This window comes from Streptomyces abyssalis (genome assembly GCF_001751365.1).
GTDB lineage: Bacteria > Actinomycetota > Actinomycetes > Streptomycetales > Streptomycetaceae > Streptomyces > Streptomyces abyssalis.
On record NZ_LJGT01000041.1, the window covers coordinates 1,328,203 to 1,343,616 of the forward strand.

Annotated in this window: 11 protein-coding genes; 8 read left to right on the forward strand and 3 right to left on the reverse strand. The window is 69.0% G+C overall.

Annotated features, from left to right (window positions below):
* Positions 1-18 precede the first annotated feature (18 nt).
* Positions 19-987, forward strand: coding sequence for a bifunctional riboflavin kinase/FAD synthetase (locus AN215_RS26570; protein WP_070010657.1), 969 nt, complete (start codon positions 19-21; stop codon positions 985-987).
* Positions 988-1,078: 91 nt separating this feature from the next.
* Here the strand turns inward: AN215_RS26570 and AN215_RS28960 are convergent, their stop codons facing one another.
* From AN215_RS28960 to eccE, 3 genes are all read right to left on the reverse strand, one after another.
* On the reverse strand, positions 1,079-4,744 hold the full coding sequence (locus tag AN215_RS28960) for an SCO5717 family growth-regulating ATPase (protein ID WP_245694731.1): 3,666 nt from the start codon (positions 4,742-4,744) through the stop codon (positions 1,079-1,081).
* A 353-nt stretch (positions 4,745-5,097) separates the two neighbouring features.
* Complete coding sequence (locus tag AN215_RS26585; protein WP_245694773.1) at positions 5,098-5,952, reverse strand: hypothetical protein; 855 nt, start codon at positions 5,950-5,952, stop codon at positions 5,098-5,100.
* A gap of 32 nt (positions 5,953-5,984) precedes the next feature.
* Positions 5,985-7,310, reverse strand: coding sequence for a type VII secretion protein EccE (eccE, locus tag AN215_RS26590; RefSeq protein ID WP_070010654.1), 1,326 nt, complete (start codon positions 7,308-7,310; stop codon positions 5,985-5,987).
* Positions 7,311-7,877: 567 nt separating this feature from the next.
* Between eccE and eccB the strand changes: the two genes are divergently transcribed.
* The 7 genes from eccB (at position 7,878) to mycP (AN215_RS26625) (ending at position 15,318) form a co-directional block, all read left to right on the forward strand.
* Positions 7,878-9,422: a type VII secretion protein EccB gene (eccB, locus tag AN215_RS26595; RefSeq protein WP_070010653.1), complete on the forward strand. Its 1,545-nt coding sequence runs from the start codon at positions 7,878-7,880 to the stop codon at positions 9,420-9,422.
* A 361-nt stretch (positions 9,423-9,783) separates the two neighbouring features.
* Entirely contained in the window at positions 9,784-10,095 is a 312-nt protein-coding gene (locus tag AN215_RS26600; RefSeq protein WP_070010652.1) for a WXG100 family type VII secretion target, read from the forward strand.
* A 93-nt stretch (positions 10,096-10,188) separates the two neighbouring features.
* A complete protein-coding gene (locus tag AN215_RS26605) occupies positions 10,189-10,479 on the forward strand; it encodes a WXG100 family type VII secretion target (RefSeq protein WP_070010651.1) in 291 nt (96 codons plus the stop codon).
* 141 nt (positions 10,480-10,620) lie between these two features.
* Positions 10,621-11,982 carry a type VII secretion-associated serine protease mycosin gene (mycP, locus tag AN215_RS26610; RefSeq protein WP_079123528.1) on the forward strand — a complete coding sequence of 454 codons (1,362 nt, stop codon included), beginning with the start codon at positions 10,621-10,623 and terminating at the stop codon, positions 11,980-11,982.
* A 26-nt stretch (positions 11,983-12,008) separates the two neighbouring features.
* Entirely contained in the window at positions 12,009-12,338 is a 330-nt protein-coding gene (locus AN215_RS26615) for a hypothetical protein (RefSeq protein WP_070010649.1), read from the forward strand.
* 38 nt (positions 12,339-12,376) lie between these two features.
* Entirely contained in the window at positions 12,377-13,897 is a 1,521-nt protein-coding gene (locus tag AN215_RS26620) for a WXG100 family type VII secretion target (protein WP_171907224.1), read from the forward strand.
* Positions 13,898-13,929: 32 nt separating this feature from the next.
* A complete protein-coding gene (mycP, locus tag AN215_RS26625) occupies positions 13,930-15,318 on the forward strand; it encodes a type VII secretion-associated serine protease mycosin (RefSeq protein WP_079123434.1) in 1,389 nt (462 codons plus the stop codon).
* Positions 15,319-15,414: the final 96 nt, after the last annotated feature.

Here is a 15,414-nt window from a genome sequence, read left to right on the forward strand (position 1 = left end):
TCGGCGAGGAGCAGGGACGTGCAGCGCTGGCGTGGCTTGGAGGACATCCCTGAGGGCTGGGGGCGCAGCGTCGTCACCATCGGCTCGTACGACGGGGTGCACCGCGGGCACCAGCTGATCATCAACAGGACGGTCGAGCGTGCCCGTCAACTGGGCGTGCCCGCGGTCGTGGTCACGTTCGATCCCCATCCGAGCGAGGTCGTACGCCCCGGGAGCCACCCCCCGCTGCTCGCGCCGCACCCCCGGCGCGCCGACATCATGGCGGAGTTCGGCGTGGACGCGGTGCTGGTGCTGCCCTTCACCGCTGAGTTCTCCCAGCTCACACCGGCCGACTTCGTCGCGAAGGTACTGGTCGACAAGCTGCACGCGGCCGCCGTGGTGGAAGGGCCGAACTTCCGCTTCGGGCACAAGGCCGCAGGTGACGTCGCCTTCCTCACTGAACTGGGCCGGACCTACGACTACGAAGTCGTCGTCGTCGACCTGTACGAAAGGGGCGCGGCCGGCGGCGGAGAGCCGTTCTCCTCGACACTGGTGCGGCGTCTGGTCGCCGAGGGCGACGTCGAGGGCGCGGCCGAAGTGCTCGGCCGGCCGCACCGAGTGGAGGGCGTGGTCGTGCGCGGCGCGCAGCGCGGCCGCCAACTGGGCTATCCGACAGCCAACGTCGAGACCGTCGCGCACACGGCGGTGCCTGCCGACGGGGTGTTCGCGGGCTGGCTGAACGCCGACGGCGAGCGCATGCCCGCGGCGATCTCCGTCGGCACGAACCCGCAGTTCGACGGGACGGAGCGGACCGTCGAGGCCTACGCGATCGACCGTGTGGACCTGGACCTGTACGGCAAGCACGTCTCGGTCGACTTCCTGCAGTACATCCGCGGACAGGAGAAGTTCGACACCTTGGACGCCCTCATGGAGCGGATGGCCGAGGACGTCGGCCGCTGCCGGACCCTGGTGGCAGGGGCCGAGGCGGAGGAAGCCCGTACGGCGTGACGTGACGAAAGCGGAGGGGCCGGCCCGGGATCAACCCGGGCCGGCCCCTCCGCTGTCTGCCCTTCCGGCCGTCCGCCGCCGTGTCCGTCCGTCACCGCTGAGGCGGCACCTGCCCCGGAGGCTGCTGCGGCCAGCCGCCGCCCTGCTGCGGATACGGCTGCTGTCCCGGCTGGGGCTGCTGCTGCGGGAACGGCTGCTGACCGTACGGCTGTTGCTGCGGCTGACCCGGCTGCTGGCCGGGCAGCGGCGGCGCCATCTGGGCCGGCGGGTTGGTGCCGTTCCCCGACCACAGGCCCTGCTCCTGCTGCTGACGCGCGAAGTCCTCGGCGATGAGGGCCGAGAGGTTGAAGTACGCCTCACGGGTCTTGGGGCGCATCATGTCCAGGTCCAACTCGGCGCCCGCGGAGAGGTGTTCGTCGAAGGGAATGGTCACCACGCCGCGGCAGCGCGTCTGGAAGTGGGCCACGATGTCCTCGACCTTGATCATCTTCCCGGTCTCGCGGACACCGGAGATCACCGTGATGCCCCGCTGCACCAGGTCTCCGTAACCGTGTGCCGAGAGCCAGTCCAGCGTGGTGCTTGCGCTGCTGGCGCCGTCGACGGACGGGGTGGAGATGATGACCAACTGGTCGGCGAGGTCGAGCACTCCGCGCATCGCGGAGTAGAGGAGACCTGTCCCCGAGTCGGTGAGGATGATCGGGTACTGCTTTCCGAGGATGTCGATGACGCGGCGGTAGTCGTCGTCGTTGAAGGTCGTCGAGACGGCCGGGTCCACGTCGTTCGCGAGGATCTCCAAGCCGGAGGCGGCCTGCGAGGTGAAGCGACGGATGTCCATGTAGCTGTTGTTGAGGTACGGGATCGCCGTCACCAGGTCGCGGATGGTCGCGCCCGTCTCGCGCCGCACGCGGCGGCCGAGCGTGCCCGCGTCCGGGTTCGCGTCGATCGCGATGACCTTGTCCTGGCGCTCGGTCGCCAGGGTCGAGCCGAGCGCGGTCGTGGTCGTCGTCTTGCCCACGCCGCCCTTGAGGCTGATGACCGCGATGCGGTAGCAGGAGAGCACCGGCGTACGGATCAGACCGAGCTTGCGCTCACGCTCGGCCTCCTCCTTCTTGCCACCGAGGCGGAACTTGCCGCCGAGCGCGGGATTCTGGGAGCGCGGCTTCTTCCGGTTGTTGACCAGCCGGTCCGACGAGAGCTCGACCGCGGCCGTGTACCCGAGAGGATTGCCGCCCTGACCCTGGCGCCGGGCGTCCTCCGCCGGTGACTGGCCCGGCGCCATGGCTCCCGGGTCGCCGCCGGGGGGCGGGGGGCCCTGCGGAGCGGGCCCGGCGGGGCCGGGCTGCTGCTGGGGGCCGGGCTGGTAGGGCGGTTGCTGCTGGGGCTGCTGTTGGGGCTGGGCCTGCGGAGGCTGGCCGGGTTGGCCGGGTTGGGGGTAGCCGTAGCCCTGTGGTGGTTGTTGCTGGCCGGGGTGCGGCTGCTGCTGTGCGGGTTGTGGGTAGCCGTAACCGGGCTGTGCCGTCTGGGGGTCGGTTGCGGGCGGCTGCTGTTGGGGCTGGGCCTGCGGAGGCTGGCCGGGTTGGCCGGGTTGGGGGTAGCCGTAGCCCTGTGGTGGTTGTTGCTGGCCGGGGTGCGGCTGTTGCTGTGCGGGTTGTGGGTAGCCGTAACCGGGCTGTGCCGTCTGGGGGTCGGTTGCGGGCGGCTGCTGTTGGGGCTGGGCCTGCGGAGGCTGGCCGGGTTGGCCGGGTTGGGGGTAGCCGTAGCCCTGTGGTGGTTGTTGCTGGCCGGGGTGCGGCTGTTGCTGTGCGGGTTGTGGGTAGCCGTAACCGGGCTGTGCCGTCTGGGGGTCGGTTGCGGGCGGCTGCTGTTGGGGCTGGGCCTGCGGAGGCTGGCCGGGTTGGCCGGGTTGGGGGTAGCCGTAGCCCTGTGGTGGTTGTTGCTGGCCGGGGTGCGGCTGTTGCTGTGCGGGTTGTGGGTAGCCGTAACCGGGCTGTGCCGTCTGGGGGTCGGTTGCGGGCGGCTGCTGTTGGGGCTGGGCCTGCGGAGGCTGGCCGGGTTGGCCGGGTTGGGGGTAGCCGTAGCCCTGTGGTGGTTGTTGCTGGCCGGGGTGCGGCTGCTGTTGTGCGGGTTGTGGGTAGCCGTAACCGGGCTGTGCCGTCTGGGGGTCGGGCGCGGGCGGCTGCTGTTGGGGCTGGGCCTGCGGCAGCTGCGCCTGCTGGGGCTGCGGCTGTCCCTGCTGGGGGTAGCCGTATCCAGGCTGAGCGGCCTGCTGATCGGGCGCGGCGGGGTGCGGCTGCTGTTGTGCGGGTTGTGGGTAGCCGTAACCGGGCTGTGCCGTCTGGGGATCGGTTGCGGGCGGCTGCTGTTGCGGCTGCGCCTGCTGGGGCTGAGGCTGCGGCTGGCCCGGCTGCGGGTACCCGTACCCGCCGTACGACTGCTGCGCCGCCGGCTGCTGCGGGTAGCCGTAGCCCCCTTGCTGCGGGAACTGCGCGGGCGTGCCGGCCGGGGGCGTACCAGGAGCGGCGGCGCCCGAGGGCGGGTTCCCCGCGACGGGAGCCGAACCGCTCCCCGAAGTAGCGGGCTGGAAGTCCGGGGGCAGGGGCGGCAGTTCGGTGGGCTGCGCGCTCTCGTCGCCGCTGCCGCCGCCCGGCGTCGTCCAGGGGGCACCCTGCTGGGGGAGCGGCGTCGGTGCGGTCTCGGGCGCAGGCGTCGCGGTGGGCTCGGGCGCCGCGCTCTCCTCCGCCCCCGGGAAGGTGCCGGTGCTGCTCGTGCCGTCGTCCTGGGACGCCGGTTCGTCCGCCTCGTTCGCGGAGTCGTCCGCCTCGTTGGTCCCGGCGGATGCGGCGTCTTCCGCCTGTTCGTCGGCAGAAGGGCGAGGCTCGTCGGGCCCGTTCCCGTCACCGCCGGTGTCCGGACCGGCGGTCACGTCCTGGGCCGCCACGTCCGTCGACGAGGACTGCGGGTCGTACGAACGGGGGTCGATCGAGGACGTGTCGTCCCGTCCGGGCAGCGGGGTCGCCGAGCCTTCGGACTCCCCGGCACCCGTCGAAGCAGAGTCCTCGGCAGAAGGCTGCGGAACCGCGGGGAAAGAGGGGAACGACGGAGGGGAGGCGGCAGGTGCCTCCGACGCCGTCGCGTCCGTCGCATCCGTGGCATTCGTGCCGTCCGCGCCGCCGTGCGATGTGCCGGACTGGACTCCGCCGCCCCCTGTGGACGGCTGCCCGAACTCACCCCGGCCGTCCCCGTGTTCACCGGTGTCGCCGGGGCGTGTCCCCTGCTCCTGCTGATCCGGTCGTGGGGGCGGCTGCGGCAGCGGCGCCATCACATAGGTCGCGTCCGCGCGGACGGGCGGCACGGACCCGGAGTCCTGCGACCCCGGCCCGGCGTACGAAGAGCTGCCGGGATCGTGATCGCCCGCGGCCGGCGCCTGCGGGAACTGCGGAGGCTGCGGTGCCGCGGGCGGGGCCTGGGGCGGTTCCGGAGTCACGGGGCCGGGCCCGGCCTGTTGTCCGGGCGCACCCGGCAGCGTCTGGGGCGGAGTGAAGGGAGGCGGGGTCGTCGGACCGCTCGGATTGTCCCCCACACCAGGGGTGTTCGGGGCTGCGGCACTGTCCGCGTCCTGCGTGTACCAGGCAGGAGGCGTGTAGTCGATGGTGAACTGGCCCGTCGACTCGTTGTCGTTCTCGGGAGCTGAATCATCGAACCGATCGGTATCGGGCCCCGTCCTGCCCCAGCGGATCTCGTCCCGATCGCTGCTCACAATGCCTCCTGCTGTGTGGTCGCACACCCCGTTTGTTGCGCAGTGGCCCAGCCTAATCACGACGGCTCAGGGCACGGCACCGTGGCCCCGCCCGTGCTCTGCGCACGGGGGCCACTCTGTTCGGCTACGACCCGACTCAACCAGTCGAAGGTCTCGGTCCAGTCTCGGAGCGCTCCGTCCGGCGGTCAACTTTCCGCCGTTTCACGTTTGCTGTCCGTCCTGTACCAGTGCCGCTGCCAACGTCCCCTCGCCCCTTCGGGGGCGGAGCGGATGACGAGTGTCAGGGGAGTGCGCCCGGCCCCGGCCGGGGCCGGGCCGGACTGAGGCCGGGCCCGGCCTCAGCCGAGACGGCCTCAGTCGAGACGGCGCGCGTTGCCGAGCAGCCCCGCCTCGGCGTCCGTCGGCTGCGTCAGCGAGTAGTACCTGTCCTTGCGTGTGCACCACAGGGTGACGCCGTCACCCAGCGTCGAGAGGGCTTCCGTCTCCTCGCGGGGCAGCCGCATCGTCCGAGACAGATGCGCCGACTCGTCCGGGGAGACCCGCTGGATTCCCACGAGCGACGACGTCTGCAGCAGCCTCGGCGCCGCCGGGCTGAGGTACGGCAGCAGTGTCACCACCGACTGCCAGGGTGCCGAAGTCACGCGCCCCCGCGGCGGCTTCATGCCGCAGTCGCGGATGATCACGACGGGGCTGCCGACCGAGGGGCCGAGCGAGGGCACATGCCCGACGTCGTACAGAGTCATGCACTGCTGCTCGGCTCCCGCGGCCCGCACCAGCGACGTCCACACATGCGTACGGCCCGTCTCGACGGCGACGCGGGCGCCGGTGCCCGCCGCGCGCAGCGCCAGCACCTGTGCCGTCCACAGACCGCCGATCAGCAGCACGTCGTACGCCGTGCGCCGGCTGAGCCCGAGAACGGCGGGCTGCCGCTGCGCGTCCGTACCGATGACGACGCCGTCGTCACCGAGCGGGACGCCTATCGCGGCGAGTTGTTCCACGGCGACCTTGTGCCGCAGATGGCGCGGGCCACGCAGCCCGAACCCGGGGCGGCGCGGACGGGCGGTCCCCTCCTGCTCCTCGTCGTTGTGCCCGAAGACCGGGACGACACCGGTGTCGGTCGCGGTCGCCACGTGACGCGGCTGCGCCGGTTCGCCGTCCTGGCCGAGGCCGCCCTGCGGCTGCTGACGGCCCAGGCCCGCACCGGGCATGCCGGTCTGCCTGGGCATCATCGGAGTGGACATCAGCTGGTGCCTCCGAGGGGCAGGGTGGCGAGCACACCGGGCGTCTGCTCCCGGTCCAGCGGGACGAGCCCGGTCTTCGCCCGGCTCGCCGTGCGCTGCAGTTCACGCCGCGCGGTGGACAGGTCGTTCTCGCTGCGGGTGACGATGCGCACATGCCCGGCGATCGATGCCGAACGCCCGTCCCCCCGGCTCAGCGTGAGGCTGAAGACGGAGGTGAACACGCGCAGCGAGGTGAGGATGGACGCCAGGTGCGCCGAGCTCACGGCGTTCGGGCCGACCTGGGGCCAGCGGCTGATCCAGTACGTCGCGTGCCAGCGGTCGTCGCAGCGCCAGCCGCGCACCGACTCCTCCGTTCGCCGCTGACCGGGCCGCCCGTCCGGCGAAGTGGCGTTGCCCGCCCGGGGGTTGAGACACGTGGAGGTGGCCAGCGCCTGGATGAGCTCCGTCTCGTTGAGCACGGAGGCGCTGAATCCCGCGCCCTCCAGCCGGCTCGCGAGCTGGTCCGCGGCGCGCACCAGCGAACGCTGCGCGCCTCCGAGCCCGCCTCCGCGCGCCTCCACGGCCTCCGGCGTCAGTTCGGGCGTGAGCTTCAGCGCGACCCACGTCATACGGAGCGACGGGATTCCCGAAGCCTCCTGGAGCATCCCGTACGACCTGGCCACCACCGACTGTTCGGGAAGATGCGGCGCCGGCGCGGGCTGGGTGTGCTGAACGATCTGGACGGACTCCAGGCGGATGTCGTCGGTCGTCAGCGCGTCGTGCAGCACGTCCAACGGCACGGGGCGCTCGACGCGGCCCCTGCGCCCCGGGCGCAGCGGAGCGTCCTGGCCCTCGACCGCGATGAGCGCCGTCAGGAACGTGCCGTCGCCGACCATGCCGACGGCGCGGTCCTCACGCGTCACGTACGTGGACGTCTGTACCGCCGGATCGCACTCGACCACCGGCGCGAGACTGGGATCGGTGCCGGGTGGGAGCGGATACTTCGCCTCCCGCTTGCGCCGCCGCAGCGACCGCTTCAACTCGTACCACTCGGAGAGCGGGTGCTGCCGGCGGCGCACCAGGGCGAACAGGGTCAGCAGCCCGGCCGCCACGGCGGCAGGAACGACCAGCCAGTTCTGTGCGATCCAGGCGAGCAGCAGAAGCCCCGCGGCTACCTCGATCAGCACCAGCTGCTGCAGTCGCACCGGGCCGAAACTGCCGGGCTTGCTGCTCAGCCGGAGCGTCGCGGTGCCGGGTGCCTGCGAGGCAGCCGGGGCCTGTTGCCCGTCGCTGCGCTGAGACGGGACGCGCTGGTCCCGGGACCGGCTGCGGGTGGCGCTCGTCATCCCCCGTGATTCCCCTTCGAGATGTCATCTGCACGGCTGCTGAACTCAGTCGCCGTTTCCGCGTGCGGCTCGCTTCGCTGCGATTTGCTTCGCTTGTGTCGCCGGACGCGGTCCGGACTCCGCCGCACAGGCGGCTTCTGCTGCGTAATGCTCTCGGTGATGTCGCCGCTTCAGCGATTCGCCGCTTCGGCGTCTGCGGTCGCCCCCTGCTGTGCCGTCGTCTTCCCGGCTCCGGTGCCGTAGGCGGAGCCGTACCGGCCGGCATCGTGAACGGATGCGGGCCGGACGTCAGGATACTCATCGCCGACGCGGCCCCGCAGGCGGCTGACAGCAGGGCGAGTGAGGGCATTGTGCGGATACCGCGACGTCCTCCACCACCCGCGCGTTTGCGTACGCATCGTGGGGCGGCATAGTAGTGCAGCCGGGGGAGGCGGACTCGGGAGCCGGCGCGGAGCCGGGACGGCCCCGCAGGGCAGACTTCTACGAGCACCGCACACCACCAAGACACCACCAGTACCTGGGTACTTCGGTACTTCACCAGCACGTGAACGGGAGAGACGGGGACCGATGGCGACGCGGCGGGACGAGCTCAGCGCCCACACCTTCGCGCGGAAGCGCACGCTTGCAGCCTTTCTGCAGCCGGAATCGAGAGTGTCCGACGAGGAGGCCCCGCGTCCCGTGCGGGCGATCATGCCCAGCGCGGTGATGGGCCTGGTGCTGGTCGCCGGCTTCATCGCCTGGGGCGCCATCGCCCCCAGCGCGCCTCCGGGTTGGGACGACGTGGGCAAGCACATCATCGTCGACAGTGACTCCACGACGCGGTATGTGGTGCTTCCGGAGAAGACCAAGAGCGGCGAGAAGACCAAGCAGCTCCACCCGGTGCTCAACTTCGCCTCCGCCAAACTCGTCCTGGACAAGGGGAAGGGCGAGGTCATAGAGGTCTCCGGCAAGGACATCGACGAGAGCCCCATCGCCCGCGGTGCCACCATCGGAATCCCGTACGCGCCCGACCGGCTGCCCACCACTGCCGACGCCGAGTCCGCCAAGGAGTGGGCAGTCTGCGAGAAGCCCGCCTCCAACGGCCAGGGCGAGCCCCAGCAGGGCGTGTTCGTGCTGGGCGGCCGCGACAAGGACAAGCTCAGGAACAAGTACCGGCTGGGCAACGGGCACGCGCTGTTCGTCGAGGACAGTGAGAGCGGGGACCAGTACCTGGTCGACGGCAGGGGCACGAAGATGCTGCTGCACGGTCGCATGCAGGACGACCCGGCCTACCTGAAGGAACGCAGCCTGCTGACCAGGCTCGCGATGGAGAAGCCGGAAGAGCCTCAGAAGGTCTCCAGCCAGTGGCTGAAGACCCTGAACAGCGGGGACACGCTCACATTCCCCAACCTCGGAGCCCGGGCGGGGAGCCCCGCACAGTTCGACGGGGTGGACCAGCTCCCCGCCGAGGCCCGTGAGGTCGGGAAAGTGCTCAAGTCCACCGACACGGGCACGCCGTACCACTACGTCGTGATGAAGGACAAGGTGCAGCGGACGAGCCCGCTCGTCGCGAAGCTCGCCATGGGCGGCGCGCGCCTGGGCCAGCAGGAACCCATCACGGTCAACGACATCCAGGCGGGGGCGAACGCGGGCGCCGGGGAGAGCGAGGCGACCGGCGGCAAGGGGTGGCCCGAGGACGTGCTGACTCGCGTCAATCGCCCTCCGGAGGGGATCGGTTCCACCTCACGCACGGTCTCCTGCAGCGTCTACACGGGGAAGATGTCCGGGGGCACCCCCAAGCTGGCCGCCTGGGCCGGGCCGGATTACCCGGCCAACATCGTCGACGGTGCGGCCAGCGCGTACGTCAGCTCCGGATCCGGGCTGCTCTACCAGGAGTTGAGCGGCAGGGGCGGCGGTGGCGCCCGGTATCTGCTGACCGACTCCGGGCTGCGCCACGCCCTCCAGGGCGGTGGCGGCGGCCAGCAGGCCGGCGGCGCCGACGAGAAGGGCGCGCAATCGCGGCTGGGCTACGAGAAGGCCAAGCTCGCCAACGTCCCGCAGACTTGGTCCTCGCTGCTGCCCAAGGGCCCGACGCTGGACCCCCGGAGCGCATCGCAGGAACAGGGTCTGTGACGAACCTCGCTCCGGCGGGCGCAGTCGTGCGAATCGGCCGGCTGCTTTTCGGGTAGAAGTAACTCCCGTCCTCCGGGCGGGAGTTACGCGCCTTTCCGGGGGTTTCCCGGGTTTCAGGGGGTGGACGGGGGGCAGGGTGATTTCGGTGTGTGAAGCACCGGCCGCAGTGTGATCACAAATCGGTCGCGGCAGTGTGTTGACCACGTGACGGTAATGGCATGCGAACAGCTGTGTCGGTGGGGCAGGGTAGTGTTCTCACGGTGTCAGCTGACGGCCCGTTCTGTACGTGGCATAGGGTGACCCACCAGCCCGACACGGGCTGCTGAGACGTTCACAGGATGAGCATGGGGGAAGGTGCGCCATGGCAGGACAGTTTCGGGTAACAGAGGACGAGCTCCGGGCTCTGTCGTCGAAGATCAGCGAGGTCAACAGCTCCGTCCAGGGTGAGGTCAAGCGCCTCGACGGTGTGATCAGCCAGATCGCCGGCGGCTGGCAGGGCCAGGCGGCCAGCGCGTACAACCGGCTGCAGCAGCAGTGGAACGAGGATGCACGCAAGATGAACAACATCCTCAACGACATCAAGGACGCGGTCGACTCCACCCGTCAGAACTACTCGGCGACGGAAGAGCAGCAGAACTCCGAGGTCAGCAAGATCATGTCGGACTTCGGCTGATCCAGGGCCAGTTGGCCGATCAGGCGGAATTCGTCATTCCGTAAGAGTTCACAGCTACTACTACCGAAGAATCGCTGAAGGAGGAGTCGTAAAGTGTCCGGAATTCTCGTCAATTTCCAGACGGTCACGCAGGCGTCGCAGGACGTGAGGTCCACGGCCGGCCGTATCAAGAGTCAGCTCGACGACCTCGAGGCCATGGTCAAGCGTGTGGCCAACACCTGGGAAGGTTCCGCCCAGGAGGGCTACCAGGCCAAGCAGCGTCAGTGGGACCAGACCGCTGACCACCTGCACCAGGTTCTGCTCAAGATCTCGACCGCGCTGCAGAACTCGGCGGACAACTACCAGTCAACCGAGAAGAGCAACGCGAACGTCTGGGGCAACTGAGCAACCGGCAGCGCCCGTACGAGGAGTGGGCCCGGCCTCTCGCAGGCGGGCCCGCTCCTGCCGTTGCGTCAGGGCGTTCGACCGGGCCGGGGTGAGCACGTCGGCACGGACCGGCGTCCCCGGGGGAGAGTCACGATGTCCATGGCTAGCACTGGATTCAATCAGCAAGTCCTGAGCGCGGATTCGCTTCAGGCAAGGCCCCGCAGAACCCGCTGCGCGCAGCGGGCGTTCGTCGTGCTCGCGGCGCTGGGTCTCGTGGCCGCCGGCTCCGCCGCACCTGCCGTCGCGGCACCGGCGTCCCCCGCGAAGGGCGGCGGCAATCCGTCCGCGGAGCACGTGCCTGGCAGGGCGGGCCAGGATCAGGGCCTGGACAGCACCGAGTGCAAGTTCGGCGGCAAGAACATCACCAGCACCCCGTGGTCGCTCCAGCGCGTACTTCTGGACGAGCTGTGGAGCACCGGGAAGGGCGACGGAGTCACGGTCGCCGTCATCGACACGGGCGTCGACAAGGGCAACCCCCAGATCCGCCCGGCACTCATTCCGGGCGGCAAGGACTTCGTCGGCAAGGCGAAGAGCGGCACGACGGACGTGAACGGGCACGGGACCCGGGTCGCGGGCATCATCGCCGCCCGCCAGAAGACCGGCACCGGCTTCTCGGGCATCGCCCCTGAGGCGGACATACTGCCGCTCCGGTACACGGGCAGCGAGGACCCGGAGGAGCAGGGCAACTCGGTCACGATGTCAAAGGCCATCAAGTATGCGGCGTCCCAGGACGTCGACATCATCAACATCTCGTCCGACACGGTCAAGAAGGAGCCCAACGCGGACCTCGAAGCCGCCATCGACGTGGCGGTCGAGAAGGACATCCTCGTCGTCGCCGCCGCCGGCAACGACGGCGCGGACGGGAAGCTCGAGAACACCTACCCCGCCGCCTACGAGGGCGTTCTCGCCGTGGGGGCGTCGGACCGCAACAACGACCGGGCCTTCTTCTCCCAGTCCGGCGAGTTCGTGGACATCGCGGCGCCCGGCGTCGGCATGGTCTCCACCGTCCCCAAGGGCGGCCAGTGCTCCGCCGACGGCACCTCCTTCTCGGCCCCGTATGTCGCCGGCGTCGCCGCGCTGCTGTACGAGAAGTACCCCGACTGGACTTCCGAGCAGATCGCCTCCCGCCTGCAGCAGACGGCCAACAGGCCCGGCCTCGCCTCGGACGCACGACTCGGCTGGGGCGTCGTCGACCCCGTCGCCGCCCTTTCGAGCGACGACAAGCCGCAGAGCACTCCGCGGCCCGACGAGCCCAAGCAGAGCGGACACGTCACGCCGATGTCCCTCACGGTCGGTGAGAGCGAAACCGAACGCACACAGCGCATCTCGGTCTACGTCATGGCCGCAGGCACCGTACTGACCCTTCTCATCGGCGGCACTGCCATCGCAGCCCGCGACCACCGCCGCAAGCGCGCAGCCGCGAACGGCCCGGCGGACACCACAACTTCAACGAGGCATTAGGCAGCAGGGGGAGAGGAGACGGGGCTATGAGCAGCGGATACAAGGTCGATCTGAGCGCCCTGGACGAGGTCATCAAGAAGCTGAACCGCGTCGTCGACGACATGGGCGGGCCCCACACCACGGCCAAGTACGAGACGTACCTGCCGGCGGGGTGGCTGGGGAAGGGGTTCAGCGAGGAGAACGACTTCCGTGGGGCGCACTCCAGCGTCAAGAGCGATGTCGAAGGCTACGTCAAGCAGTTGCAGAACCTGATCACCCAGTTCAGCTCCAACGCGTCGCAGGTACGTCGGAACTACGACGACCAGGAGCAGAAGAACAAGCGTGGAGTCTCGAGCGACACCGACTTCGGCGCCTGAGCTGTGATTCTGACAATAACGGTGGGGAGTGACTGCTGATGGGATACCCGGCCCATGGCCATATGACGCCGGAGCAGATCGAGGCTCAGCAACGGGCGATCGAGCAGGCCAAGAAGGAATCGCACGACGAGGGTCTTGAGGGTCACGAGAAAGAGATCTCGGACTACAAGAAGGCCAATGAGCAGTTCCCGCTGCAGACGAACTTCACGGCTCACGACATCGACCAGCTGAAGGGCATGATCGAGCACGCCAATCCCGATGGCGTCGAAACGGTCGGCAAGAACTGGAAGCGGGTCCACGACAAGCTGGTGGGTGAGGGTGGAGGATCACCCTCCGGTGACAGCGCCTACGGGCAGTTGAAGAAGGCCGTCGACGATGTTCTTGAACACTGGGAAGGCGAGAGCGCGAACCAGTTCAAGTCCAAAGCGAACAGGATCCTTCAGCAGATCGCCAACAGCGCATCGCACGCTCAGAACGTTTCTCAGGTCATGACTGCGGCCGCGAACGACCTCCGTACCCAACGCGACGCGATCAGCAAGATCGAGAAGCCCAACTGGCTCTCCAAAGCATGGGACTGCGTCACCGACTCCGGACGTGATGACAAGTACACGCAGGAGGACGTGAAGAACGGCAACATCCCGAAGGACCTCATCTCCGACGCCAACGAGAACTACATCGGGGAAGAGAAGGAAGCGCAGCTCAAGGCCGCCGCCATCATGGAAACCCTGGGGCGGAGCTACGTCGGGTACGGGCAGCGGCTGAGGAGTGGCGACAAGGGGTGGGACGACGAAAAGGGAATTCCGCCGTCAGAACCCACGAGCCCCATGCCGACACCGATTCCGGCTACTTCGGGATCTACCGCCACACCTTCCGCCAGCAGTAGGCCCGGAGCGACTGCCGGGCTGTCGAGCACGTCGCAGGCTCCTGCGACGACTGGGCCCCGCGACGCGGGTATCTCGGGTGGCCAACAGGTGCCGGCCAGCCAGACGAAGGTCGACAGCCTGCCGTCCGGGATTTCAGGCGGCGGAGCCGGCAGCGCCCCTGGCGGCGGCGCCGTGTCGGGAGCGGGGGCGGGCGGGGGTGTCGCTGCCGCTGGAGGCGCTGGTTCTACTGCAGGTGTTCCCGGTGGTGGCGTGATCGGCGGAGCAGCGGCTGCAGGGGCCGCACGTGGCGGAGCTGGGCGTGCTGGCATCGGAGGTGCGGGTGCAATGGGCGGCCGCGGCGGTGGCGCGGCGGCTGGAGGCGGCCGAGGAGGCGCAGGTGCTGCGGGCCGTGGCGCACTGGCCAAGGCGAAGGGTGGTGTCGCGGGCGCACCCAAGGGGATCAGCGGCGGCAGGCCGGCGACCCCTGGAGGGACGGGCCTTGGAAAGGGCCGAGCCGGTGCTTCTGGCGCTGCAGGACGTGGCGGCGCTGGAATGCTCGGTGGCGGAGTGCGAGGCACGAACCAGCGTCCCCGTGACGAGGAAGGCAACCAGGGAAGCCGTCCCGACTACCTGGTTGAGGACGAAGAGACTTGGACGCCTGAGGACAACCGCAGCGTACCCAGGACAATCGAGTAGGAGCGGTGGCAGGTAGCCACTGAGGAAGACAGATGGCCCTCGCGAAAGCACTTCGCGGGGGCCGTCGTCGAGAGCACGAAGAGGAGCAGGAGTTGAGTCTCCGACGAGCGCTGCACCTGGTGGGCACCGGGGCGTTGACAGGAGCCCTGCTCCTCGGCTCCGCACCCGCAGCTTCCGCCGATGACATCCGCGACCGACAGTGGGCATTGGAAGCCTTTGACGCCGACAAGATCTGGCAACGTTCCACGGGCAAAGACGTAACGGTTGCTGTACTGGATACCGGAGTCGATGCTGCGCATCCCGACCTCAGAGGACAGGTTCTTAAGGGTAAGGACCTCACGAAGAAGGGGACCAGTGCGCAGGAGGATACCGACGGCCACGGAACAGCGATGGCCGGACTGATCGCAGGTCGTGGGCACGGCCCGGGAGGAAACTCCGGAGTAAAGGGTCTGGCGCCCGATGCAAAGATCCTTCCTGTTCGATATCAGCGCAAAGACTTCGAGGCGGGTACCTCTCTCGCTGCCAGCGTGCGGTATGCGGTGCGTCAAGGCGCCGATGTCATCAATATTTCCCGAGGGGGCCACCAGAACTCCGAGGACAAGCGGGCCATCGAATATGCGATCAAGCAGGATGTGGTGGTCGTAGCCGCGACGGGAAACGAAGGGATCAAGAAGAGGACCTATCCAGCAGCTTATCCAGGGGTTGTATCCGTTGGTGGCGTGGATGACAGGGGCGCCGTATGGCAGGATTCATCGTGGGGATCCAACACCACGCTGGTGGCCCCTGCTGCCAAGAACGTAGTGACCAACTCAACCTATGAGTCCGGTTATGCGATTGCTAACGGGACATCAGACGCCACAGCGTATGTGTCTGCTTCTGCCGCCCTCGTGCGCTCTGCCCATCCAGACCTCACGGCAGGTCAGGTAATCAACCGCCTGATCAAGACCGCCAAGGTGCCCGGGCCGGAAGAAGCACGAAACCCGAAACTCCCTGATGAGAAGTTCGGCTACGGCGTCGTCCGCCCCTATCGGGCGGTGACGTATGACATCCCGGCCGGTGCCAAAGCGGGTCCACTCGCGCAGCCGGACAAGTCTTCGGACTCTGCGGCCGACGAGGCCAGTTCAGATTCTGGATCATCGTCCTCTGACGACTCGGCCGGCTGGATGTTCGCCCTCGGGCCGCCCATCGTCCTCTTCGGGCTCATCTTCGTCGTGCTCGTAGGCCTCGTGGTCCTCGTGGTCATCCTCATCAAGAGGAAGGACCGCCGCGACCGGGTCAGCGACCCCTGGGGATCGGGCGGCAGTGGCCCAGTCGTGCCGCCGCAGCAGTACCCAGGCCAGCAAGTTCAGGCGCCGTCGGGTCAGTTCGGGGGGCCTCCGACCTCGCCGCCTCCGCCGCCGAATCAGCCGCCCTCGCGCTGAGGTACGTGCGAGCAGACGTGCCCCACTGGTGTCTCGGCGACCAGTGGGGCTCTTGCAAGGACAAACAGGGGGAGAGTTGAGGTTCGCAAGAGCAGT